Genomic DNA, 24400 nt, shown 5'->3' with positions numbered 1-24400 from the left:
TGTGGGAATATGCCGCCTTCATCATAGGATAGCCACTCGTGCGGACACCTCTTTATTCGCTCAGCGGCATCTCGGCAGTACCATTTATTTGGCAAGATTCTCGTCATCACCGTGCTGTTCCCGGTCATACGCTGCGCCAAGCCCGTCCCAAATTAACTACCCTGCCGGGCATACAATGGATGTCGTTGTGTTGAGCTTACCGGGAGGTTGCTATGTGGGCATACGAGACGACGTTCTATCAGATCTATCCGCTGGGCTTTTGTGGAGCTCCGCGCGAAAACGCCGCGCCCGTTGCCGAGGATGAGCTTGCCCAGGCTGCCAACGATGCGCCCAACCCCGATGCCCCCATCATGAAAATCGCCCAATGGGCCGACTACCTGCAGGAACTCGGTATTGGCGCTGTGCTCATCAACCCACCGCTCGAGTCCGATAGCCATGGCTACGACACGCGCAGCCTGCGCCACATCGACCGTCGCCTGGGTGGGGATGCCGACTTTGCCGCCGTGTGCGAGACGCTGCATGCCCACGGCATCCGCGTGGTGCTCGACGCCGTCTTCAACCATGTGGGCCGTGGCTTTTGGGCCTTCCGCGATGTGCAGGAGCGCAAGTGGGACTCGCCCTACAAGGACTGGTTCCACATCAGCTTTGACGGCGACTCATGCTACGGCGATGGCTTTTGGTACGAGGGCTGGGAAGGCCATTTTGAGCTCGTGAAGCTTAACCTGCAAAACCCCGCCGTGGTCGATTACCTGCTCGAGTCCGTGCGCCGTTGGGCCGATGTCTTTGGCGTCGACGGTCTGCGCCTGGACGTCGCCTATATGCTCGACCGCGACTTTATGCGCCGCCTGCACGCCTTTGCCCGTGAGCTCAAACCCGATTTTGTGCTGATCGGCGAGACGCTCCACGGCGACTACAACCAGATCGTCAACGACGAGATGCTCGACTCCTGCACCAACTACGAGTGTTACAAGGGACTGTACTCCAGCTTTAACTCGATCAACATGTTCGAGATCGCCCACTCGCTGCACCGTCAGTTTGGCGGCGACCCGTGGTGCATCTACCGCGGCAAGCACCTGCTGTCGTTTGTCGACAACCACGACGTGCCGCGCCTGGCGAGCATCCTCACCGACAAGTCCTGTCTGCGCCCCGCCTATGGCATGCTCTTTGGCATGCCGGGCATCCCGTGCGTCTACTATGGCAGCGAGTGGGGAATTGCTGGCGAAAAGGGCGGCCCCGATGGCGACTGGGCGCTGCGCCCTGCGCTCGATGAGCCTGCGCCCAACGAGCTGACGGCGTTCGTCACACAGCTTGCGCACCTGCGCTCGGCCGACGACGCGGCGGCACGCGCCCTCAACTACGGTGCCTATCGCAACGTGGTGATCCAGAACAAGCAGCTGCTGTTCGAGCGCGCCTGCGACGACGCGACGGTGCTCGTGGCGGTCAATGCCGTGAACGAGCCTTATACCTTTGGAGCCGGCGAACTCAACGGCTCCTTCGTCGACCTACTTGCCGACGATGCACCCACGGTCGAGCTGACGGGTGCGCTTGAACTTGCGCCCTACGAGGTGCGCTATCTGTTGAGGGCCTAGGTCATGGCGGCGTCAGACGAGGGCTATCAACATATTGAGCATGGGTTTGAGCCCGTGTTTGACCAGCACTCGCGCGTTTTGGTGCTCGGGTCGTTTCCCTCGGTGCTTTCGCGCGCCAATGCCTTTTATTACGGCAACCCTCAGAATCGCTTTTGGCGCGTGATGGCCGCGTGCCTTGGTGTGCCTGTACCACCCAACGAGGGCGACCCTTTGGTGGGCGGCGAGCCCGCGACGCTCGACGCCTCTATTGCCGCCAAGCGATCCATGCTGTTGAACGGTGGTGTGGCCCTGTGGGATGTGGTCGAGAGCTGCGACATTAAGGGGTCGAGCGACGCGAGCATCAAAAACGTTGTGCCGGCATATATCGAACGCATCACTGGAGCTGCGCCCATCGAGCGGGTGGTATGCAACGGAGGTACGGCGGGGCGCCTCTATAAGCGCTATCTACAAGAACGCACCGGGCTGCCCGCCATCGTCCTCCCCTCGACAAGTCCCGCTAACGCGGCCTGGCGCCTGGAGCGGCTTGTCGAGCGCTGGCGCGAGGCAGTTGACTGGACCGCACGGTAATCTAAATCCTTGATTGAGCATGGGCGCCGAGGCGTTTGATGATGGCATGCCAGATTGGTGCGGGCACGGCGGGCTTGACGCGCACCATGCCGTCGACATCGACACTATCGGCATCGCCGCCGCCAAGCAGCTGCGCATGCTCTATGGAGCAGCCCATGCGCACAGCGCCTACAAGCTTATCCATCGCTTCGGAAAATGGCCGGCGTAAGAGGCCCATACGCGGGGAGTGGCGAAGCGCCGCAATACCGCTGCCGGCACAGATGACAACGCCACCGCACCATGGCAGGTCACGTAGAATACACGCCCGGTACAGGTGGTCGAGGACTTCGTCCGCCTGCTTGTTGTTTTTTGACAGGGCCTGGACGACGACATAGACGCGTGTCTCTGTATCCCCGAAGCGATCGAGTATCTGCTCGACAGCGATTATCGCCTCATCATCAAATGCATCATCAACAGCGAACACCATGCCATCGACTGCACCGGTGTCATTTGCCTCCAAATCGACCGGACGGGGGAGCGCGGTGCCGGAAAGCTGAGCATAGGCGGCGATGGCATCCTGCAGGTCCCAAAGCAAAAACTCAAGATCGGCGCTATCGGGAATACTGATATATGCAATGGTTTGCAACGTTTTTGGTACATCGCCGCGTGCAGTCGTCTCCATGCCGCCTCCTTTCCGGTTGGTTTCCGTTTAGGTTACACCGTCTGGTGGCGCGCGGGCGCGCTATCCTAGTGCAACCCTTACGAAAGGAATGCCATGCGACTGCCCATGAACACCTCGCTTGCCACGCTCAAGCCCTCCGGCATTCGCCGGATCAACGCGCTCGCCGCCCAGCACCCGGGGTGCATCGCGCTCGCGCTTGGCGAGCCCGATTTTCCCACGCCCGATGTGATTAGCGCCGAAGTGACTGCTTCGTTGGACCGCGGTGACACGCACTATCCGCCGAACAACGGCCGTCCCGCCCTGCGCGAGGCGCTGTCTACCTACATGGGAGACGCGGGCCTTACGTTTTCGGCCGACGAGGTCATCCTGACCGACGGCGCGACCGAGGCCCTGTCGGCAACATTTATGGCCATGCTCAACCCCGGCGACGAGGTTATTATCCCCACGCCGGCCTTTGGCCTGTACGAGAGCATCGTCGTGGCCAATCACGCCAAAGCGGTCTTTTTGGATACGGAGCCCGCGCAATTTCAGATTGACGAGGACGCGCTTCGCGCCTGCGTGACGCCGGCGACTAAGGCCATCGTCATCTGCACGCCCAACAATCCTACGGGCTGTATCCTCGACGCGGCATCGCTCGACGCCGTGGCACACGTGGCAGAGCAAGCGGGCATCTACGTAATCTGCGACGACGTATATAACCGCCTGGTCTATGTGGATGGCTATGAGCGCTTTGCCCAGCGCCACCCGGAGCTGCGTGAGCAGACGGTGGTCATCGAGAGCTTCTCCAAGCCATGGGCTATGACCGGCTGGCGCTTGGGCTGGCTCGCAGCTGCAGCCCCCGTCATCGCCGAGATCGCAAAAGCTCACCAATACCTAGTATCGAGCGCCGTCTCCTTTGAGATGGACGCCGCGGCCCGAGCCCTGACCGTCGACCCAACCCCCATGCTCAAAGTCTACCGAGCCCGCCGCGAACGCGTGCTCGCAGCCTTAGACACCATGGGCCTCGACGTAGTGGAACCAGCCGGCGCCTTTTACGCTTTCCCCAGCATCAAACAATTCGGCCTAACAAGCGAAGACTTCTGCATCAAAGCCATCAAAGAAGCCAACGTAGCCCTAGTCCCCGGAGACTGCTTCGGCACCGAAGGCCACGTCCGCTTAAGCTACTGCGTCTCCGACCAAGATCTGGACGAAGGCCTCCGCCGCCTGTCCACCTTCGTCTCAACCCTATAACCATCAGGGACGCAACACATCAGCCCACCGACATAAGGGTTATGCGTGGGGGCGTCGCTCAACGGAAAACCGGGCTGCCCCATAGTTGACGCAGGCACGCGCCGCCGAAGGCCAGGCGCAAGGTTTCCGTAGATTCCGCACGAGCCGAAGGCCACTTAATGTGGCCTTCGTGCGAGCCCAGGACTTGACCGAGCGGAAACCTTGCGCCTGGCCTTCGGCGGCGCGCGCCGGATGGTGGAATTGTGTGCAGCCCGGTTTTCCGTTGACCGACGCCGGGGTCCCCGCCATAATACTTTCGGTTCACGCACGAATCCGCTGCCAGAGACAGCCGGTGCGAACGGGCATTGCCCGCGAGCTTAATGGGACATCCCGCCAGCCGAGGTGGTCGAGTAGATATGTCTTCTCGCCCCCGTCGCTCATGCAGCGCGGGGGCTTTCTTTTTGGACATGCCCCCGTCACGTCCTTGTGGCGGACCGTGCCCGGAAAGAATTCGAGGAGGTGTAATTCATGCCCCAGCAGTACAAAATCGACAAGGTTGCAGAGATCGAGTCCCGTATCGCCGAGAATGCCGGTCTGTTCGTCGTCAACTACAACGGTCTGACGGTTAAGCAGGCTCAGGAGCTGCGTCATCAGCTTCGCGAGTGCGGCGCCGAGATGAAGGTCTACAAGAACAACCTGGTCAAGATCGCTCTCAAGAACCAGGAGCAGCCCGAGCTCGACGAGATCCTCGCCGGCCCCGTCGCTTATGTGTTCTACGAGACCGAGCCGGTCGAGGCCGCTAAGACCCTTAAGGACTTCTCCGCTAAGTCCAAGGGCGTCCTTGAGATCAAGGGCGGTATCTCCGACGGCAAGGCCGTTTCCGCTGATGATGTTAAGGCTATCGCCGAGCTGCCCACCAAGGACCAGCTTCTCGGCCAGATCGCCGGTCTCATCTCCGGTTTCGCTCGCGACATCGCTGTCTGCGTCAACGGCGTTTCCTCTGGTCTCGCTCGTTCGATCCAGCAGGTCTCCGAGCAGAAGGCAGCCTAGTCGCTGTTTTCACCCGCGGCGGCAACGCCGCACCCCTGGCGCATTCGCGCCGTGTTTTAACTGATCTCCGTGCACAGACACGGAAACCGAAAGGACTTAGAAATGGCTAAGCTTACCACCGATGAGATCATCGATGCTCTTAAGGAAATGACCCTTCTCGAGGCTTCCGAGCTCGTTAAGGCTATCGAGGACACCTTCGGCGTTTCCGCCGCTGCTCCTGCCGCTGTTGTCGCCGCTCCCGCTGCTGGCGCTGCTGAGGCCGAGGAGAAGACCGAGTTTGACGTCGTGCTCGAGGGCTTCGGCGACAACAAGATCCAGGTCATCAAGGCCGTCCGTGAGCTCACCAACCTTGGCCTGAAGGAGGCCAAGGAGGTCGTCGAGAGCGCTCCCAAGGCTGTTCTCGAGGGCGCCAAGAAGGAGGACGCCGAGGCTGCCAAGGAGAAGCTCGAGGCTGCTGGCGCTGCTGTCACCCTCAAGTAATCAGGCTTTCTCGCCAGATTTCTTTGCAGACGGGGTTCGCATTGCGAGCCCCGTCTTTTTTGTTTTGGCCCCTCATTCCCATTGCTCGGCACGCAGAACACCGCCGTCTTCGCCGTGCCAATCCCGTTACCGCTGGGGCATAAAATTGCACCATTCGAGCAATAATTTGCGTTGACCTGCTGAAGAATTGCGTTTGCCTTACGGGGACGTATGTCTCCGGCGGTAAGATACTTCGGTATCGCAATTTGGTCTGCGGCCGCCGTGCCGCACGCTTGGGGCGCTTTGCGCCTGCGAAAGGATCCTTGAATAATATGAAGGCAATCATCCCCGCCGCCGGTCTAGGCACGCGTTTTCTGCCTGGCACTAAGTGCACGCCCAAAGAGATGCTGCCGGTGCTCGACAAGCCGGTTATCCAGTACGTCGTTGAGGAGGCACTCGACCCCGAGGAGGTCGACGACGCCATCATCGTTACCTCTCCCGGTAAGCCCGAGCTGCTGAGCTACTTCCAGCCCGACCGTTCGCTCGAGAACCTGCTGCGCGAGCGCGGCAAGAACGCCTATGCCGATGCCGTCGCCCACGCTGGCGGTATGCCGGTCGATTTCCGTTATCAGTACGAGCCCAAGGGCCTCGGCCATGCCATTCGCTCGGCGGCCGATGCTGTGGCGGGGGAGAACTTCCTTGTTCTTCTGGGCGACTATGTTGTGCCCAACCATGACATTTGCGACAAGATGCTTGCCGTCTCCAAGGAGCATGGCGGCGCTTCGGTTATCGCTGTTGCCGCGTGTGCTCCCGAGGAGGTCAGCCGCTATGGCGTTATCGCCGGCGAGCGCGTGGGCTCCCTCGAGGGCGCTGAGGGCGTTGGCGATGCCGAGCCTGGCGCCGTGTGGCGTATCGGCGGCTTGGTGGAGAAGCCTGCTCCCGAGGCTGCGCCTTCTAACCTTTACATCGTCGGACGCTATCTGCTGAGCCCGCTGGTCATGGAGCTGCTTGCCGACCAGCAGGCCGGCAAGGGCGGCGAGATTCAGCTCACTGACGCCATGGCCCGCTCGCTCGACCGCGAGGCTATGTACGCTGTCGTCATCGACCCGCTCTCGGGCTACGACACCGGTACCCCGTCTGGCTGGATGGCCACCAACGCCCTCATGGCTGCAAGCGATCCTCGCTTTGCCGATGCCTTCTGGGATGCCATCGACGAGCGCGGCGGCTTGATGCGCAAGTAAACAGCGCTTACGGGTGCGGACTTCGGTCTGCACCCGTTTTTTTGCGAAGTGCCGCTTAGCTCCGGAAAGTGCGACCCACAATTTGATCGAATTCTGGGATGCGCTTTCCGGCTGAGGACCCTAGCGGAAAGCGCATCCCAGAATATCGGATCAGGACGGGATACAGTTTCCCAAACAGGGCTCAATCGGAAACTACGACCCAGTTTGAGGCCTCAAAACGGGACGCAGTTTCCGCCCGATCAGCCTTCGCCGCCATTCCGCCATTCAGCGACGCGCATCAGCAACTCTGTTCACAGAAAATATATGAACATATGTTCGATATACGCACATCTACCTGGGTATTTTCTGTCGAAAAACTTTGCTACTCCAAAAACTCAATCGCGTCAAGGCTTTTCTTGCCCAACGGTCGGTACCTGATAAACTATTAGGTTGCGATAACTGGCGAAGCTATGCCTCGCCAACCCACCGAGCATTTCCGTGAAGGAGGAAAAACCTGGTGACCTACGCATACACTGCCACTGAGCGCAAGCGCGTCAGCTTCGGGAAAATCCCGGAGGCCATGGAGCTCCCCAACCTTATCTCTGTTCAAAGGGAATCCTTTGAGCGTTTTAAGGACGAGGGCCTTCGTGAGGCGTTTAAGGAATCCAGCCCCATCCAGAGCCAGAACCATGTTCTCGAGGTTACCTTCGGCGAGCATCAGTTTGGCGACCCCGCGCACACCGTCGAGGAGTGCCGCGAGAAGGATATGACCTATCAGGCTCCGCTTCTGACCGACGTCCGTCTCACCAACAAGGAGACCGGCGAGATCAAGGAGCAGCTCGTCTTTATGGGCGACTTCCCCATGATGACCGATCAGGGCACCTTCATCATCAACGGTACCGAGCGTATCGTCGTCTCGCAGCTCGTCCGTTCCCCGGGCGTGTACTTCAGCTCCGAGATGGATTCGGGCAAGCAGATCTACAAGGCTCAGATCATCCCGTCCCGCGGTGCCTGGCTTGAGTTTGAGGTCGACAAGCGCGACCAGCTCATGGTCTCCATCGACCGTAAGCGCAAGCAGAGCGCCACGATGTTCCTGCGCGCCCTTGGCATCGCCGTCACCAACGACGACATCATCGAGCTGCTCGGCAACTCCGATGTGATCAAGCGCACCCTCGAGCGCGATACCGCCCTTACCCGCGAGGATGCTCTTATCGAGATCTACCGTCGCCTGCGCCCGGGCGAGCCTCCCACCGTGGATGCTTCCCGCAGCCTGCTCGAGGGCCTGCTCTTCAACCCGCAGCGCTACGACCTGGCCCGCGTCGGTCGCTACAAGGTCAACAAGAAGCTCAACCTCACTACCGAGGAAGAGGTCACGGTGCTCACCGACGAGGATATCGTCGCGACGCTGCGCTACCTCCTGTCCCTCGCTGCCGGCGAGCAGGGCTTCAAGGTTGACGACATCGACCACTTTGGCAACCGCCGTATCCGCACCGTCGGCGAGCTCGTCGCCAACCAGTTCCGTATCGGCATGAGCCGTATGGAGCGCGTCGTCCGTGAGCGCATGAGCTCCCAGGACATCGACGAGATTACCCCGCAGTCGCTCATCAACATCCGCCCGATCGTGGCCTCCATCAAGGAGTTCTTCGGTTCCTCGCAGCTCTCGCAGTTCATGGACCAGGCGAACCCTCTGACCGGTCTGACCCACAAGCGCCGTCTGTCCGCACTCGGCCCTGGCGGTCTTGCCGGCCACAAGTCGGGCTCCAGCCGCCGCACCAACGTGCCGACGGCCGTCCGCGACGTTCACAACTCGCACTACAGCCGCATGTGCCCGATCGAGACCCCCGAAGGCCCCAACATCGGCCTGATCGGCTCGCTTGCCCTCTACGCCCGCGTCAACGAGTATGGCTTCATCGAGGCCCCGTTCCGCCGCGTCGAGAACGGCGTTGCCACCGACCAGATCGACTGGATGACCGCTGACGAGGAAGAGAAGCACGTTATCGCGCCGGCCAACACGCCGCTCGATCCCAAGACCAACGAGTTCATCACGACCGATGCCGAGGGCAAGATCGTCCGTCCGCATTCCGTGATCGCCCGTACCCGCGACTTCGACGGCTCCTTCGGCGCTCCCGCCGACGTGCCCGTCGAGGACGTCGACTACATGGACGTCTCGCCGCGCCAGATGCTCTCCGTCGCAGCCACGCTGATCCCGTTCCTCGAGCACGACGACGCTAAGCGTACGCTCATGGGCGCCAACATGCAGCGTCAGGCCGTGCCGCTGGTTCACCCCGCCGCTCCCTATGTCGGTACCGGCATGGAGCGTCGCGCCGCCCTGGACTCTGGCGAGGTCACCCTGGCCAAGAACGCCGGCGAGGTCGTCTTTGCCGACGCCTCCAAGATTATCGTCAAGCATGCCGGCGGCATGGACGAGTATCACCTGGCCAAGTACCAGCGCTCCAACCAGTCCACCTGCATCAACCACCGCCCGCTCGTGCGCGTCGGCGACACCGTTGAGCAGGGTGAGCCTCTGGCCGACGGTCCTTCGACCGATCACGGCGAGCTCGCACTGGGCCAGAACCTCACCGTGGCCTACATGCCGTGGGAAGGCTTCAACTACGAGGACGGTATCGTCGTGTCCGAGCGCCTGGTGGCCGAGGACCTGCTGACGACCATCAACATCACCCGTCACGAGATCGACGCCCGCGATACCAAGCTCGGCCCCGAGGAGATCACTCGCGAGATCCCGAACCTCTCCGAGGACATGCTTGCCAACCTCGACGAGGACGGCATCATCCGCATCGGCGCTGAGGTCGGCCCTGGCGACATCCTGGTCGGCAAGGTTACCCCTAAGGGCGAGAGCGCTCTGACTGCCGAGGAGCGCCTGCTGCGCGCCATCTTCGGTGCCAAGGCTCACGACGTTCGCGACACTTCCCTTAAGATGCCTCACGGCGCTTACGGCCGCGTCATCGACGTCGTCCGCTTTAGCCGCGAGAACGGCGACGACCTGGCCCCCGGCGTCAACGAGCAGGTGCGCGTCTACGTCGCCCAGCGCCGTAAGATCCAGCAGGGCGATAAGATTGCCGGCCGCCACGGCAACAAGGGTGTTATCTGTAACGTTCTGCCGGTCGAGGACATGCCCTACATGGCTGACGGTACCCCGATCGACGTTATCCTCAACCCGCTGGGCGTTCCTTCGCGTATGAACGTCGGCCAGCTGCTCGAGTGCCACCTTGGCTGGGCTGCTGCCTGCGGTTGGGATACCGAGGATGCCGATTCCGACAAGTACGTCCCCGGTCCGTTCTTTACCGCGACGCCCGTCTTCGACGGCGCCAAGGAGGACGAGATCGCCGAGGTCATCCGTCGTGCCAACAAGAATATGCTCAACAAGGCCACCGCTGCCTTTGGCGATCACATGCGCCCCGAGTTTGTCACCCAGCTTGACGAGCGTGGAAAGACCCGCCTGTTTGACGGCCGTACCGGCGAGGAGTTCCGCGAGCCCATTACCGTGGGTACGTCCTACATCCTCAAGCTCGGTCACATGGTCGACGACAAGATCCACGCCCGTTCGACTGGCCCTTACAGCTTGGTTACCCAGCAGCCGCTGGGCGGCAAGGCCCAGTTCGGCGGCCAGCGCTTCGGCGAGATGGAAGTTTGGGCACTGTACGCATACGGTGCTTCCAACGTCCTGCAGGAGATCCTGACCGTCAAGTCCGACGATACCGTGGGCCGCGTCAAGACCTACGAGTCCATCGTCAAGGGCGAGAACGTCCCGGTTCCGGGTATCCCCGAGTCCTTCAAGGTTCTCGTCAAGGAGATCCGTTCCCTCGCACTGGACATCGAGCCCATGCACGATGCCGACGAGGACGCCTCCGCCCCCGTGACCGCCGAGGAGACCTCTGCCCTCGATGACCTGGCTGCGCTCGCCGGCGTTGACGCCGACGTCGAGGCCCAGGATGCCGAGACCGCCGAGGCGCCCGAGGCTGTCGCCGCCACGACCACTGATAAGGAGTAGTTGACTGTGGCAGATTTCGAAGCTACTGAATTTGACTCGGTAAAGATCTCCCTTGCCTCCGCCGACCAGATCCGTTCCTGGTCGCACGGTGAGGTTAAGAAGCCGGAGACCATCAATTACCGTACCCTCAAGCCCGAGAAGGACGGCCTGTTCTGCGAGAAGATCTTCGGTCCCGCCAAGGACTGGGAGTGCTCCTGCGGCAAGTACAAGGGCATCCGCTTTAAGGGCATCGTCTGCGAGCGCTGCGGCGTCGAGGTCACCTCGGCCAAGGTGCGTCGCGACCGCATGGGCCATATCGAGCTCGCCGCTCCCGTGTCCCACATCTGGTACTTCAAGAGCCCCACGAGCTTCCCGATGAGCCGTATGCTCGACATCAAGTCCAAGGACCTCGAGAAGGTTCTGTACTTTGCCAGCTACATCATCACCGAGGTCGACTACGAGGCTCGCGAGGCCGACGCTGACGACCTGCGCGAGGAGCTCGCCGCCGATCTGGAAGAGATCGATGCCGAGTGCGCCCGCCAGATCGAGTCCCTCAAGGAGCAGGGCAACCCCGAGAACTTTGACGAGTTCTCCGACGAGGAGCCGCTGAGCCCCGAGGAGATCGCCTCCGGCATCGTCGACATCGAGGAAGAGTGCAAGGACGAGAAGCAGCTCCGCACGGACGCCTTCAACGCCTTCATGAAGCTCACCGAGCGCGACCTCATCTCCGATGAGCCGCTGTTCCGCGAGATGACCCGTTACTACTCCATGTACTTCAAGGGTGGCATGGGTGCCGAGGCCGTCCGCGACCTGCTCGCTGCCATCGACCTCCCCTCCGAGGCCGAGAAGCTCAAGGCCATCATCGCCGACGAGGACTCCCAGAAGCAGAAGCGCGAGAAGGCCGTCAAGCGCCTCGAGGTCGTTGACGCCTTCCTGAAGGGCGGCAACAGCCCCGCGAACATGATTCTGGATGTCATCCCGGTCATTCCGCCCGATCTGCGCCCGATGGTCCAGCTCGACGGCGGCCGCTTCGCCGCGTCCGACCTCAACGACCTGTATCGTCGCGTGATCAACCGTAACAACCGACTCAAGCGCCTGCTCGACCTGGACGCCCCTGCGATCATCGTGAACAACGAGAAGCGCATGCTCCAGGAGTCCGTGGACGCCCTGTTCGACAACGGCCGCCGTGGGCGCCCGGTCTCTGGCCGTGGTGGTCGCCCGCTCAAGTCGCTCGCCGAGGCCCTCAAGGGCAAGCAGGGCCGTTTCCGCCAGAACCTGCTGGGCAAGCGTGTCGACTACTCTGGCCGTTCGGTAATCGTTACCGACCCCAAGCTGCTGCTGCACCAGTGCGGTCTGCCCAAGACCATGGCGCTGGAGCTCTTCAAGCCCTTCGTCATGAAGCGCCTGGTCGAGCTTGGCAAGGTCGAGAACATCAAGGGCGCCAAGCGCGCTATCGACCGCGGTGCCACCTTTGTGTGGGACATCCTCGAAGAGGTCATCGACGGTCGTGTCGTGCTGCTCAACCGTGCACCGACCCTGCACCGTCTGTCCATCCAGGCCTTTGAGCCGGTGCTGGTCGAGGGCAAGGCTATCCACCTGCACCCGCTGGTCTGCGCGCCCTTCAACGCCGACTTCGACGGCGACCAGATGTCTGTCCACGTGCCGCTGTCCAGCCAGGCTCAGGCCGAGGCCCGCGTGCTCATGCTCTCTGCGAACAACCTGCGCTCGCCGGCATCCGGCAAGCCGGTCAACATCCCCTCGCAGGACATGATCATTGGTGTGTACTACCTGACCCAGGTCCGCGACGGTCTGCCGGGCGAGAACCACGTGTTCTCGAGCTTCGACGACGCGCTGCACGCCTATGACTGCCGCTCCGAGGTCGACATGCAGGCCAAGATTCAGGTCCGTGTGTCCGCCGAGAACGCCAACGTCATCAACGAGGACGGCACCCGTATCTTCCGCGTCAAGAACGGCAAGAACGAGTTCGTCGACTACGATGTCACCGGTAACAAGACCGCACGCTTCGAGACGTCTATCGGCCGCATCATCTTCAACCGCCAGTGCCTGCCCGAAGACTACGAGTTCATGAACTACAAGATGGTCAAGGGCGATGTGGCCAAGCTGGTTGCCGACTGCTGCGATCGTTACCCCGAGGCCAAGGTCGGCCCGATCCTCGACTCTATCAAGTACTCCGGCTTCCACTACGCTACCCGCGCCGGCCTCACCATCTCGGTGTGGGACGCTCTCATCCCTGCCGAGAAGCAGGAGCTGCTCGACCGCGCCCAGGCCAACGTCGACCAGATCAACGAGTACTTCGAGGAGGGCTTCATCAACGAGACGGAGCGCCACATCGAAGTCGTTAACGAGTGGACCGCTTGTACCGACAAGGTTGCAGCGCTCATGCTCGACATGTTCGACGAGGAGAACCCGCTGTACATGATGGCCGACTCCGGCGCCCGTGGTTCTAAGACCCAGCTGCGTCAGCTCGGCGGCATGCGTGGCCTGATGGCAGATATGTCCGGCGAGACGATCGACCTTCCCATTAAGGCGAACTTCCGCGAGGGCCTGCTGCCGCTCGAGTACTTCATTTCGACCTACGGCGCCCGTAAGGGCCTGGTCGATACCGCATCCCACACCTCGGACTCTGGCTACCTGACCCGTCGTCTGGTCGACGTGGCCCAGGACGTCATCGTCCGCGAGGAGGACTGCGGTACACACGAGGGCGTCACCTACAACCTCATCATTCCCGGCACCACCGACCTCAACACCGATCTTGTCGGCCGTTGCTTCATCGAGGACGTCGTGGCTCCCGATGGCACCGTGCTCTTTGAGCAGGACGGCTATATCGAGAAGGTCGCCGACATCCAGAAGATGGTCGATGCGGGCCTTAAGAAGGTCAAGCTTCGCGCGCTGCTCACCTGCCGCTCCAAGTACGGCGTGTGCCAGAAGTGCTACGGCTGGGATCTTTCCACCCGTCGTCCGGTCGCCATCGGTACCGCAGTCGGTATTATTGCCGCCCAGTCCATCGGCGAGCCCGGTACGCAGCTTACGATGCGTACCATTCACTCCGGCGGCGTCGCTGGCGTCGACGATATTACGCAGGGTCTGCCTACGGTCAGCCGTATGTTCGATATCGTCGGCAACGTCAACGAGAAGATCCTGGGTCGCGAGGCCGAGCTGGCTCCGTACTCCGGCCACCTCTCGATTAAGCCCGAGAAGTCCGAGTACGTGCTGACGCTCACCGACTCCGAGGATCACACCCGTGTCCTCGACGAGCGTCGCGTCCCCGCTTCGGTGCGCTTTATGCCCGAGATCGAGGACGGCTGCGAGGTTCGCGCCGGCGACCAGATCACCAAGGGCTTCGTCAACTTCCGCAACCTGCGCAAGCTGACCGACATCGAGTCGACGATGCACACCTTCGTCGAGAGCGTCAAGGACGTCTACACCAGCCAGGGCGTCGACCTGAACGACAAGCACATCGAGGTGCTCGCACGTCAGATGCTGCGTCGCGTTCAGATTACCAACCCCGGCGACTCCAAGTACCTGCTTGGTCAGTACGTCGACCGCTACGAGTTCGCCGACGAGGTCGAGCGCGTTGCCCGTCTGGGCGGTCAGGCTCCCGTGGCTGAGCCCGTCATCTTGGGTACGCTCAAGGTTGCGTCCAACATCGACTCCTGGCTGTCGAGCGCTTCGTTCATCCGTACCGCCGGCGTCCTTACCGAGGCTGCTATTGAGGGCAAGGTCGACCACCTGCTCGACCTTAAGTCCAACGTCATCGTCGGTAAGAAGATCCCGGCTGGTACCGGCCTCAAGCCGTACGCTAACGCCAAGCTGACGTATCGCACGGCCGACGGCTACGTGGACATCGATGGTCCGGCTTCGCCCAACGCCAAGTCGCTGCCCGAGTGGGCTCCCGTGGAGCTCAAGGACCTGGACGAGCGACTCCCACAGCAGCTCGACTGGGCCGGCTACGACGAGTTTGGCGGTGCCGACGGTTCGTTCACCCGCAACGGCCACACCATCTCCGCCGAGAAGGCTCGCCTGTACCTGTTCGACGACCTGGGCGTGTCGCAGCGCTGGACCAACAAGTTCAGCGAGGTCGGCATCGAGACGGTCGGCGACCTGGTTGGCAAGTCCGAGGAGGATCTGCTGCGCATCGATGGCATCGGTGCCAAGGCGATCGAGGAGCTCCGCGACGGCCTCGAGGCCCACGACCTGCTCTACATCCTCGAGAACAACGACGACGTTGCCGACGAGGAAGACCTCTCGCAGCTGCTGCAGATGGTCTTTAGCCCCGACGGTCCGGACGACATCCTGCTGGGCACCTCCGCTCCTTCGCATCACGCCGATGCCGACGAGGAGCTCCTGGGCGCCCCGATCGACGACAAGAAGGCTTCCGCCAACGGTGCCATCAACGAGGACATGGCTTCCCTCGACGAGCTGCTCAACCAGCTCGTGGACACCGACGACGCCGAAGAGGCCAAGGACAACGACGGGGAGTAATTTCCTAGTACGTTAACCGTTCTTCCAAAGACCCGTTTCCCAACAGGGAAGCGGGTCTTTTTTGTTGAGGAACGTTGCCCCGACGAGTACGTCGGATTCCCGGGACGGGCGGCCTTGGGGTTAAGTTTGTCGCGAGTTCCGCACGAGCCGGAGGCCACTTAATGTGGCCTCCGTGCGAGCCAGGACTGTAGAGCAGCAAACTTAACCCCTGGGCCGCCCGTCCCGGAAATCCGCCCTCGCGCACAGGAGGGGATTCCTTTTGTGTAGGCTTTGCGGAAATGTGGCTATTTTAGGATACGCCCGGCGGCGTGGTCTGTTGACGACACAGCTAACGGCACGTATCCTATCGAACTGCGTGTTTCGTAGGGGGATGCTGACCCCTCGATTCAAGCCGTTGCACTTTACAGAAAGCTGGAATCATTCGAGAAGGAGTACGCTTTGCCTACTATTAACCAGCTGGTTCGCCAGGGCCGTCGTTCCGCGCCCAAGAAGTCCAAGAACGCTGCTCTGCAGCACAACTCCCAGAAGCGCGGCGTGTGCACCCGCGTCTTCACCACGAGCCCCAAGAAGCCGAACTCGGCGCTTCGTAAGGTTGCCCGTGTTCGCCTCGTCAACGGCATCGAAGTTACTGCTTACATCCCGGGTGAGGGCCACAACCTGCAGGAGCACTCCATCGTGCTCGTCCGCGGCGGTCGTGTTCGTGACCTCCCTGGTGTCCGTTATCACGTCATCCGTGGCGCCTACGATGCTGCTCCGGTCCAGAACCGTATGCAGGCCCGTTCCAAGTACGGTGCTAAGCGCCCCAAGGCCAAATAAGCCAGATAACGTTTTGATACTTTCGCCGTGTGCCGCCTAAGCGCCGCACGGTAGACACTTAAGGAGATTTCACATGCCGCGTCGTGCAGCAGCTAATCGTCGTGAGGTTCAGCCTGACGCCGTTTACAACAACCGCCTGGTGACTCAGCTCATCAACAAGGTCCTTCTTGACGGCAAGAAGGCCACCGCTGAGCGCATCGTTTACACCGCTTTCGAGATCGTTGCCGAGAAGTCCGAGGGTGGCGACGCTCTCGCTACCTTCAAGAAGGCTATGGACAACGTCAAGCCCACGCTCGAGGTTAAGCCCAAGCGTGTCGGTGGCGCTACCTATCAGGTCCCGATGGAGGTCAACTCCCGTCGTTCCACCGCTCTGGGCATCCGCTGGATCGTCAACTTCTCCCGCGCTCGCAAGGAGAAGACCATGGCTGAGCGTCTCGCAAACGAGATTCTCGATGCTTCCAACGGCCTGGGCGCTTCCGTCAAGAAGCGTGAGGACGTCTTCAAGATGGCCGAGGCCAACCGCGCGTTCTCTCACTATCGTTGGTAAGTTAAGGTAAGGAACTAATATGGCTAAGGCTAAGCACAAGCTTTCCGATACCCGTAACATCGGCATCATGGCCCACATCGATGCCGGTAAGACCACCACGACCGAGCGTATTCTTTACTACACCGGTAAGACCCACAAGATCGGTGAGGTCCATGAGGGCGCTGCCACCATGGACTGGATGGTTCAGGAGCAGGAGCGCGGCGTAACCATTACCTCCGCTGCTACCACGTGCTTCTGGAACAAGGACGGTAAGGACTACCGCATCCAGATCATCGACACCCCGGGCCACGTTGACTTCACCGCCGAGGTCGAGCGCTGCCTGCGCGTCCTCGATGGCGCTGTCGCCGTCTTCGACGCCGTTGCCGGCGTCCAGCCCCAGTCTGAGACCGTTTGGCGTCAGGCTTCTACCTTCAACGTTCCCCGCATCGCCTTCATCAACAAGTATGACCGCGTGGGCGCTGACTTCTTCAACGCTATCGAGACCATGAAGGATCGTCTCGACGCTAACGCCGTGGCCGCTCAGGTCCCGATGGGCGCCGAGGACAACTTCTGGGGCGTCATCGACCTGGTCACCATGACTGCATGGGACTTCAAGGCCGACGAGAAGGGCATGACCTACCCCGAGCCGATGGACGAGATCCCGGCTGAGTTCGCCGACATCGCTGCCACCAAGCGCGAGGAGCTCCTCGACGCCGCTGCCAGCTTTGACGACGAGCTCATGGAGAAGATCCTCATGGAGGAGGACTTCACCGTCGAGGAGCTCAAGGCTGCTCTGCGCAAGGGCGTTCTGGCCAACGAGCTCAACCTCGTCTTTGTGGGCTCCGCCTACAAGAACAAGGGCGTTCAGGAGCTGCTCGACGCTGTCGTCGACTACCTGCCCAGCCCGCTCGACGTTGAGGCCGTCACCGGTACCGATCCGGAAACCGGCGAGGAGATCGTGCGTCATCCCTCCTTCGACGAGCCCTTCTCCGGCCTGGTCTTCAAGATCATGACCGACCCGTTCGTCGGTAAGCTCACCTACGTCCGCGTTTATTCCGGTCGCGCCGAGTCCGGCTCCTACGTGGTCAACGCTTCCAACGGTCAGCGCGAGCGCCTCGGCCGCATCCTCGAGATGAACGCCGCCGAGCGTATCGACCGTGACGACGCTTGCGCCGGTGACATCGTCGCCTGCGTTGGCTTCAAGAACTCCACCACCGGTGACACCCTGTGCGCCGAGGGCAAGGAGATCGTCCTCGAGAAGATCGAGTTCGCCAAGCCCGTTATCGACGTTGCTATCGAGCCCAAGACCAAGGCCGAGCAGGACAAGATGTCCCTGGCTCTGACCAAGCTCGCCGAGGAGGACCCGACCTTCACGGTGTCCACCAACCACGAGACCGGCCAGACCATCATCGCCGGCATGGGCGAGCTGCACCTCGAGATCATCGTTGACCGTCTGCTCCGTGAGTTCAAGGTTGACGCTAACGTCGGTAAGCCCCAGGTTGCCTACCGCGAGACCGCTGGTCACGACGTCGAGAGGGCTGAGGGCAAGTTCGTCCGTCAGTCCGGCGGTCGCGGTCAGTACGGCCACGCCGTCATCAAGCTCGAGAAGATGGAGGAGGGCTTCGGCTACGAGTTCGTCAACGCTATCGTCGGCGGCGTCGTGCCCAAGGAGTACATCCCGTCCATCGACAAGGGCATCCAGGAGGCCCTGAACACCGGTGTTATCGCCGGCTTCCCGGTCCTCGACGTTAAGGTCACCCTGTTCGACGGTTCTTACCACGAGGTCGACTCCTCCGAGGCCGCCTTCAAGATCGCCGGTTCCATGGCTATCAAGGACGCCCTCAAGAAGTCCGATCCGCAGCTGCTCGAGCCGATCATGGCTGTCGAGGTCGAGACCCCCGAGCAGTACATGGGCGACGTTATGGGCAACCTCTCCGGTCGCCGCGGCAAGATCGAGGGCATGGAGGATCGCAAGAACACCAAGCTCATCCGTGCCAAGGTGCCGCTGGGCGAGATGTTCGGTTACGCTACCGACCTTCGCTCCCAGACCCAGGGCCGTGCATCCTACACGATGCAGTTCGACTCTTATGAGCCTGCGCCCAAGTCCATCGTGGACGAGGTCATGAGCAAGAACGCCTAAGTTCGAGCTCCCTGTTACGTAATCCGCGAGAACATCTCTCGCACTCTTTGGAGGTTTAAGTTGGCTACCCAGAAGATCCGCATTCGCCTCAAGGGCTATGATCACGAGGTCGTCGATCAGTCCGCGAAGCTCATTGTCGAGACCGCTCAGAAGACCGGCGCTCGCGTTTCCGGTCCTGTCCCCCTGCCCACCGAGCGCAACCTCTACACGGTCATCCGCTCGCCGCACAAGGACAAGGACTCCCGTGAGCAGTTCGAGATGCGCACCCACAAGCGCCTCATCGACATCCTCGACCCCACCTCGGGCACCGTTGATTCGCTCATGCGTCTCGATCTCCCCGCTGGCGTCGACATCGACATCAAGCTCTAAGCTTTTTGCTCGATAGTGCGATTTGTAAGGCCGCAGCCCTAAGGGTTGCGGCCTTTTTTTGTATCGATGGGGTAAAGGGTCTACACTACTGAGCTATTCGACAAACGAGTGTATGAGTAAAACTGTTGGGGGCAGATATAGATGGTCGAGTGGATCGTTCGTCGTGCGCAGGGCGACCGTGCGCGCGTGGGCACGTTGGCGGGCGTGGTGTGTATTCTCGCCAATGTGGCGCTATGCGCTGCGAAGGGTGCAATTGGCGTGCTGTCGGGATCGGTTTCGATTGTGGCGGACGCCATGAACAACCTGTCCGATGCCAGCTCAAACATCGTGAGCGTGCTTGGCTTTAAGCTGGCGGGCAAGCCGGCAGACCCCGAGCACCCTTACGGCCATGGCCGCTACGAGTATCTCTCGGGTCTGGTCGTGGCGGCGCTCGTGCTGCTCATCGGCCTCGAACTGGTGAAGTCCTCGTTTGAGCGTATCGTCCACCCCGAACCCGTCGAGTTCTCGCTTGCCCTGGTGGCAGTCTTGGCGCTTTCGATGGTTGTTAAACTGTGGATGGCGGCCCTCAACCAAAAGCTCGGTGACCGTATTGAGTCTGAGACGCTGCATGCGACCGCGCAGGATTCCAAGAACGATGTCCTTGCCACAGGCGCCGTGTTAGCGTGCGCAATTGTTTCGCAGGTGACGCATATCAATCTTGATGCTTGGGTCGGCCTTGCCGTTGGCGCCTATATTGGCTGGAGCGGTTTTGAGCTCATCCAGGATACGGTGAGCCCGCTTTTGGGTCAGGCGCCCGATCCCAAGCTGGTCGAACATATTCGCGGCAAGATCATGAGCTACCCTGGCGTTTTGGGCGTTCATGACCTAATGGTTCACGACTACGGCCCGGGCAGGAAGTTCGCAAGCGCTCACGCCGAGATGGCGGCCGAGGCCAGCCCGCTGGAAAGTCATGACACGCTCGATAACATTGAACAGGCATTTAGGGACGAAGACGACATGATTGTCACGCTTCACTACGATCCCATCGTGACCGATGACCCCAAGGTGGCGAGCATGCGTTTGCGCATTCACGCCATGGCCCAACAGATCGATAGCCGCCTTTCGATTCATGACCTGCGCTGTGTGCCGGGTCCTACGCACACCAACGTGATCTTTGACTGCGTGCGTCCCTCGGATTTGGGCATGGGGTCCGATGAGCTCAAGCACGCGTTGGCCCAGAGGGTCGAATCGGAATTTCCCAAGTCGATTGCCAAGATTACGATCGACGATGACTACGTAGGGCATACCCACGAGTAGGTCTGCGCCGGCAAAGCACGTTATACAGAAGGGGAGAATATGAAGAGGCTGTATCTGCTCCGCCACGGCCAGACGGAATTCAACGTAAAAAAGCTCGTCCAGGGTCGCTGTGATTCACCGCTTACCGATTTGGGCTGTCAACAGGCCCAAGCGGCAGCCGAATGGCTCAAAGCCCACGGCGTCGTCCCCGACAAAGTGGTCTCTTCGCCTTTAGGCCGAGCTATGGACACGGCAAGTCTCGTCGCATGCGAGATCCTCGGTCCGGATGCTACTGTCGAGCCCTGCGAAGGCATCATCGAGCGCGGCTATGGGACCTTCGAGGAAGGCCCGCACGACGCATTGCCTACCGACGTTTGGGATCCGGGCGAGGATTTGGTCCCCTTCGGAGGAGAAGGAAGCCGCGCGCTGCAAGAACGCATGGTAGACACCCTCACCAATCTCATGGGCGCCGAGGGCATCGAAACCCTCCTAGCAGTAAGCCACGGCAGCGCCAGCCGCCAATTCATCAAGGCTGCAGCCCCAGAGGGTTTCGAGCTCCCAGCAAAACTCCCCAACTGCGCCATCATGATCTTCGATTTCGACGATGCGCGAGAAGAGGACGATACGCCCCAATGCAAGTTCACCTTGCAGCAAATTGTGGATCCCCAACAATGTCATTAGCCTGAGCGAGCAAGGTTAAGCAGACATCAACGTGTCGTTCCCAGTGTGCGGCGGAGGGGGCGGGCCTGAGACATATTAAGGTTGTCGCGAGTTCCGCACGAACAGGAGAGCACTTAATGTGCTCTCCGTCGTGAGCAGGACTGTAGAGCAGCAACCTTAATATGTCTCAGGCCCGCCCCCTCCGCCGCACACTGGGAACGTGCCACGCACTTTACCTGCGTAAACAATGTGAGTGAAATATGAATCTCGATGGATACGCCCGCAGCCGTGTATACTAAACAGCTGTGTGAAACCAGGGGAGTATTCTGGCTGGACAAAATGCCTGCTTAATAGGGTTGTCAGGTAGTCCGGACGCAATACAAGGCTGGGGAGCACGTCGTGTAAGTAGTGGTCCTCTAGGGGCGTACGCTCGGTGGTGTACGCATTGTCCCAAGACCACGCGAGAGTTGGGATCATATCTTGATCAGCATGATTCTCGGCCGCAAGATTGGCATGACCCAGGTTTGGGACGAGAACGACAACGTCGTTCCCGTCACGGTCATCCAGGCTGGCCCCTGCGCTGTCTCGCAGGTTAAAACTCAGGCAACCGACGGCTATGACGCCGTCCAGATCGGTTTCGGCGACATCAAGGCCAAGAACGTGAACAAGCCCATGGCTGGTCACTTCGCCAAGGCCGGCGTCGAGCCTGTCCGCTTCCTTCGTGAGGTCCGCGTCGAGAACGGCGAGGAGCACAAGGTCGGCGAGGTCGTCACCGTCGCTGATTTCGCTGATGTCGAGAAGGTCGACGTCATCGGTACCTCCAAGGGTAAGGGCTTCCAGGGTCGCATCAAGCGCTGGGGTCAGCGCCGCGGTCCTATGACGCATGGTTCTCGCTTCCAGCGTCACCCCGGTTCTATCGGTCAGTGCGCCTATCCTGCGCGCGTCCTCAAGGGCGTCAAGATGGCCGGCCACATGGGTAACGAGCGCGTTACCGTCAAGAACCTTTCCGTTGTCCGCATCGATGCCGAGCAGAACCTCATCTTGGTCAAGGGCGCTGTCCCGGGTGCCAAGAATGGTCTCGTCGCCATCCGTATGGCCTAAGGGCCCAGCCCATTTAGCCCAGCGTCATACCAAGGAGAACACTTAAATGGCAAAGTTTGAAGTAAAGAACAGCGAGGGCAAGAAGGTCGCCGAGGCCGAGCTCGCCGCTGAGGTGTACGGCATCGAGCCGAACATCCACGTTATGCACCACATCGTCAAGTGCCAGATGGCCTCTTGGCGTCAGGGCACCCAGTCCGCTAAGGGCCGCTCTGAGGTTTCCGGTGGCGGCAAGAAGCCTTGGCGTCAGAAGGGCACCGGTCGTGCCCGCCAGGGTTCCATCCGTGCTGCCCAGTGGCGTCACGGTGGCGTTGTCTTCGCCCCCAAGCCCCGTTCCTACGCTAAGCGTATGAACAACAAGGAGGTCAAGCTGGCTATGCGCTCTGCGCTGTCCGCCAAGCTGGCCGATGGCGAGCTCGTGCTCGTCGACGACTACGGCTTCGAGAAGCCTTCCACCAAGGCTGCCGTTGCCATGCTCAAGGCTCTCGGCCTTGAGGGCAAGCGTCTGACCATCATCGTTCGCGATGAGGACGTCAACGCCTACCTGTCGTTCCGCAACATTCCCAAGACGTTCATCATCACTGCCGACGAGGCCAACACCTATGATCTCGTCAACAACAACGCTGTGCTGATGCCCGCCGACATCGCCGCTCACTTCGGGGAGGTGCTTGCATAAATGACCGCCCACGAGATCATCATCCGTCCGATCGTGTCCGAGCGTTCCTTCTCCGGCATGGAGCAGAACAAGTACACGTTCGAGGTCGCCAAGGATGCTAACAAGTATCAGATCAAGGACGCTGTCGAGGAGATCTTCGGCGTCAAGGTCGTTCGCGTGAACACCCTGACGGTCAAGCCCAAGACCAAGCGCGTGCGCTATGTCGCCGGCAAGACCCGTTCTTGGAAGAAGGCCATCGTTACGCTGGCCGAGGGCGACACCATCGAGGTCTTTGGCAACCAGGCCTAAGACTCGCTGCTGTTGAGTGAGCTCATGCCTCCCAAATAGGGGAGGCGAGAGCTCAAGGTTTTGGGCGTATAAAATGGACACGCCCGGAACCGTGTATACGTCCGGTGTCATCGCACCCGAGGCAAAACCTCGAATCCCTGTCTGCGATGGCTAACGGATACCTATTGAAAGGGATTGTAATGGCTGTAAAGCACCTTAAGCCGACCTCCGCTGGTAGGCGTTGGCAGACGATCTCCGACTTCTCCGAGATCACCTGCACCAAGCCCGAGAAGTCTCTTCTCGAGCCCCTGCCCAAGAAGGCCGGTCGTAACAACAACGGCCGCGTCACCACCCGCCACCAGGGCGGCGGCGTGAAGCGTCGTTACCGCGTGATCGACTTCAAGCGCAACAAGGACGGCGTGCCCGCCAAGGTTGCCACGATCGAGTACGATCCGAACCGTTCCGCTCGCATCGCTCTGCTGCACTATGCTGACGGTGAGAAGCGCTACATCCTGGCCCCCAAGGGCCTCGAGGTCGGTCAGACCGTCATGTCCGGTTCTGACGCCGACATCAAGCCGGGCAACGCTCTGCCCCTCGCCGACATCCCCGTCGGTACGCTCATCCACGCCGTCGAGTTCCAGCCGGGCAAGGGCGCCGCTATCGCCCGTTCCGCCGGTAACTCCTGCCAGCTGATGGGTAAGGAGGGCAAGTACGCCATCGTCCGTATGCCTTCCTCCGAGATGCGCCGCATCCTCGTTACCTGCCGCGCCACCGTCGGTGAGGTCGGCAACGCCGATCACGCCAACATCGTCATCGGCAAGGCCGGCCGTAAGCGTCACATGAACGTGCGCCCGACCGTCCGCGGTACCGTTATGAACCCTGTCGACCACCCGCACGGCGGTGGCGAGGGCAAGAACCACACCTCTGGTCGTCCCTCTGTTACCCCCTGGGGTAAGCCGACGAAGGGCCTTCGTACGCGCAAGAAGAAGAAGGTCTCGAACCAGCACATCATTCGTCGCCGTAAGAAGTAATTTCGGATACCGAGTTTTAGGAGAAAGCACTTATGAGCAGAAGTCTCAAAAAGGGCCCGTTCGTGGAGACTCGCCTTCTCTCGCGTATCACCGCGATGAACGAGGCTGGCAAGAAGGACGTCGTGAAGACTTGGTCCCGCGCGTCCACCATCTTCCCCGAGATGGTTGGTCACACCATCGCCGTCCACGACGGCCGCAAGCATGTGCCCGTGTATGTTACCGAGTCCATGGTTGGTCACAAGCTCGGCGAGTTCGCGCCGACTCGTACGTTCCGTGGCCACAAGGCCAAATAGGGG

The 24400-nt window shown here is 60.9% G+C and carries 20 protein-coding genes; 19 read left to right on the top strand and 1 reads right to left on the bottom strand.

Translation table 11 applies throughout. The annotated features are described in order from the left end of the window. Positions 1–212 precede the first annotated feature (212 nt). Together ACTQ1E_RS01660 and ACTQ1E_RS01655 are read left to right on the top strand one after the other, a co-directional pair. Positions 213–1589: an alpha-amylase family glycosyl hydrolase gene (locus ACTQ1E_RS01660; RefSeq protein ID WP_441564449.1), complete on the top strand. Its 1377-nt coding sequence runs from the start codon at positions 213–215 to the stop codon at positions 1587–1589. Between the two features lie 3 nt (positions 1590–1592). Continuing rightward, a complete protein-coding gene (locus ACTQ1E_RS01655; RefSeq protein ID WP_441564448.1) occupies positions 1593–2156 on the top strand; it encodes a uracil-DNA glycosylase family protein in 564 nt (187 codons plus the stop codon). A gap of 1 nt (position 2157) precedes the next feature. On the opposite strand, the gene ACTQ1E_RS01650 is transcribed toward ACTQ1E_RS01655, so the two are convergent. Continuing rightward, positions 2158–2817 (bottom strand): hypothetical protein, encoded by a 660-nt coding sequence (locus ACTQ1E_RS01650; protein WP_441564447.1) that lies wholly within the window; start codon positions 2815–2817, stop codon positions 2158–2160. Between the two features lie 93 nt (positions 2818–2910). Here ACTQ1E_RS01650 and ACTQ1E_RS01645 point away from each other — a divergent pair, with 93 nt between their 5' ends. The 17 genes from ACTQ1E_RS01645 to rpsS all read left to right on the top strand — a co-directional run bounded on the left by ACTQ1E_RS01645 (position 2911) and on the right by rpsS (position 24397). Continuing rightward, a complete protein-coding gene (locus tag ACTQ1E_RS01645; protein WP_441564446.1) occupies positions 2911–4047 on the top strand; it encodes a pyridoxal phosphate-dependent aminotransferase in 1137 nt (378 codons plus the stop codon). Between the two features lie 507 nt (positions 4048–4554). Then, entirely contained in the window at positions 4555–5076 is a 522-nt protein-coding gene (rplJ, locus tag ACTQ1E_RS01640) for a 50S ribosomal protein L10 (RefSeq protein ID WP_117646079.1), read from the top strand. 102 nt (positions 5077–5178) lie between these two features. Further along, positions 5179–5556 (top strand): 50S ribosomal protein L7/L12, encoded by a 378-nt coding sequence (gene rplL / locus ACTQ1E_RS01635; protein ID WP_154514707.1) that lies wholly within the window; start codon positions 5179–5181, stop codon positions 5554–5556. 311 nt (positions 5557–5867) lie between these two features. Next, positions 5868–6776, top strand: coding sequence for a UTP--glucose-1-phosphate uridylyltransferase (locus tag ACTQ1E_RS01630; protein ID WP_368136490.1), 909 nt, complete (start codon positions 5868–5870; stop codon positions 6774–6776). Positions 6777–7335: 559 nt separating this feature from the next. Next, positions 7336–10764, top strand: a complete 3429-nt coding sequence (gene rpoB / locus ACTQ1E_RS01625; RefSeq protein WP_441564501.1) for a DNA-directed RNA polymerase subunit beta — start codon at positions 7336–7338, stop codon at positions 10762–10764. Positions 10765–10770: 6 nt separating this feature from the next. Next, entirely contained in the window at positions 10771–15246 is a 4476-nt protein-coding gene (locus ACTQ1E_RS01620; RefSeq protein WP_441564445.1) for a DNA-directed RNA polymerase subunit beta', read from the top strand. Positions 15247–15684: 438 nt separating this feature from the next. Continuing rightward, positions 15685–16062 (top strand): 30S ribosomal protein S12, encoded by a 378-nt coding sequence (gene rpsL / locus ACTQ1E_RS01615; RefSeq protein WP_154514699.1) that lies wholly within the window; start codon positions 15685–15687, stop codon positions 16060–16062. Positions 16063–16135: 73 nt separating this feature from the next. After that, positions 16136–16609 (top strand): 30S ribosomal protein S7, encoded by a 474-nt coding sequence (gene rpsG / locus ACTQ1E_RS01610; protein WP_006235013.1) that lies wholly within the window; start codon positions 16136–16138, stop codon positions 16607–16609. A 19-nt stretch (positions 16610–16628) separates the two neighbouring features. Next, on the top strand, positions 16629–18728 hold the full coding sequence (gene fusA, locus ACTQ1E_RS01605) for an elongation factor G (RefSeq protein ID WP_154514697.1): 2100 nt from the start codon (positions 16629–16631) through the stop codon (positions 18726–18728). A 60-nt stretch (positions 18729–18788) separates the two neighbouring features. Continuing rightward, entirely contained in the window at positions 18789–19097 is a 309-nt protein-coding gene (rpsJ, locus tag ACTQ1E_RS01600) for a 30S ribosomal protein S10 (RefSeq protein ID WP_427717612.1), read from the top strand. 141 nt (positions 19098–19238) lie between these two features. Continuing rightward, entirely contained in the window at positions 19239–20393 is a 1155-nt protein-coding gene (locus ACTQ1E_RS01595) for a cation diffusion facilitator family transporter (RefSeq protein WP_441554677.1), read from the top strand. Positions 20394–20432: 39 nt separating this feature from the next. Then, entirely contained in the window at positions 20433–21053 is a 621-nt protein-coding gene (locus tag ACTQ1E_RS01590; RefSeq protein WP_441564444.1) for a histidine phosphatase family protein, read from the top strand. 459 nt (positions 21054–21512) lie between these two features. After that, complete coding sequence (gene rplC / locus ACTQ1E_RS01585; RefSeq protein WP_441564443.1) at positions 21513–22133, top strand: 50S ribosomal protein L3; 621 nt, start codon at positions 21513–21515, stop codon at positions 22131–22133. Positions 22134–22179: 46 nt separating this feature from the next. Beyond that, positions 22180–22806, top strand: a complete 627-nt coding sequence (rplD, locus tag ACTQ1E_RS01580) for a 50S ribosomal protein L4 (RefSeq protein WP_006235032.1) — start codon at positions 22180–22182, stop codon at positions 22804–22806. Beyond that, positions 22807–23094, top strand: coding sequence for a 50S ribosomal protein L23 (gene rplW / locus ACTQ1E_RS01575; RefSeq protein WP_006235033.1), 288 nt, complete (start codon positions 22807–22809; stop codon positions 23092–23094). 179 nt (positions 23095–23273) lie between these two features. Next, positions 23274–24104: a 50S ribosomal protein L2 gene (gene rplB, locus ACTQ1E_RS01570; protein WP_427717620.1), complete on the top strand. Its 831-nt coding sequence runs from the start codon at positions 23274–23276 to the stop codon at positions 24102–24104. Positions 24105–24136: 32 nt separating this feature from the next. Then, entirely contained in the window at positions 24137–24397 is a 261-nt protein-coding gene (rpsS, locus tag ACTQ1E_RS01565; protein ID WP_006235035.1) for a 30S ribosomal protein S19, read from the top strand. Positions 24398–24400: the final 3 nt, after the last annotated feature.

This window comes from Collinsella sp. LCP21S3_C7, assembly GCF_052118485.1.
GTDB lineage: Bacteria > Actinomycetota > Coriobacteriia > Coriobacteriales > Coriobacteriaceae > Collinsella.
This window is presented reverse-complemented; position numbering and strand designations above follow the sequence as displayed.

Coding starts and splice junctions, on each gene's coding strand:
- ACTQ1E_RS01655 (WP_441564448.1), top strand. CDS start 1,593: ATGGCGGCGTCAGACGAGGGCTATCAACATATTGAGCATGGGTTTGAG.
- rplD (WP_006235032.1), top strand. CDS start 22,180: ATGGCAAAGTTTGAAGTAAAGAACAGCGAGGGCAAGAAGGTCGCCGAG.
- ACTQ1E_RS01650 (WP_441564447.1), bottom strand. CDS start 2,817: ATGGAGACGACTGCACGCGGCGATGTACCAAAAACGTTGCAAACCATT.
- rpsG (WP_006235013.1), top strand. CDS start 16,136: ATGCCGCGTCGTGCAGCAGCTAATCGTCGTGAGGTTCAGCCTGACGCC.
- rpsS (WP_006235035.1), top strand. CDS start 24,137: ATGAGCAGAAGTCTCAAAAAGGGCCCGTTCGTGGAGACTCGCCTTCTC.
- ACTQ1E_RS01645 (WP_441564446.1), top strand. CDS start 2,911: ATGCGACTGCCCATGAACACCTCGCTTGCCACGCTCAAGCCCTCCGGC.
- rpoB (WP_441564501.1), top strand. CDS start 7,336: ATGGAGCTCCCCAACCTTATCTCTGTTCAAAGGGAATCCTTTGAGCGT.
- ACTQ1E_RS01630 (WP_368136490.1), top strand. CDS start 5,868: ATGAAGGCAATCATCCCCGCCGCCGGTCTAGGCACGCGTTTTCTGCCT.
- fusA (WP_154514697.1), top strand. CDS start 16,629: ATGGCTAAGGCTAAGCACAAGCTTTCCGATACCCGTAACATCGGCATC.
- ACTQ1E_RS01595 (WP_441554677.1), top strand. CDS start 19,239: ATGGTCGAGTGGATCGTTCGTCGTGCGCAGGGCGACCGTGCGCGCGTG.
- ACTQ1E_RS01590 (WP_441564444.1), top strand. CDS start 20,433: ATGAAGAGGCTGTATCTGCTCCGCCACGGCCAGACGGAATTCAACGTA.
- ACTQ1E_RS01660 (WP_441564449.1), top strand. CDS start 213: ATGTGGGCATACGAGACGACGTTCTATCAGATCTATCCGCTGGGCTTT.
- rplL (WP_154514707.1), top strand. CDS start 5,179: ATGGCTAAGCTTACCACCGATGAGATCATCGATGCTCTTAAGGAAATG.
- rplB (WP_427717620.1), top strand. CDS start 23,274: ATGGCTGTAAAGCACCTTAAGCCGACCTCCGCTGGTAGGCGTTGGCAG.
- rplJ (WP_117646079.1), top strand. CDS start 4,555: ATGCCCCAGCAGTACAAAATCGACAAGGTTGCAGAGATCGAGTCCCGT.
- rplW (WP_006235033.1), top strand. CDS start 22,807: ATGACCGCCCACGAGATCATCATCCGTCCGATCGTGTCCGAGCGTTCC.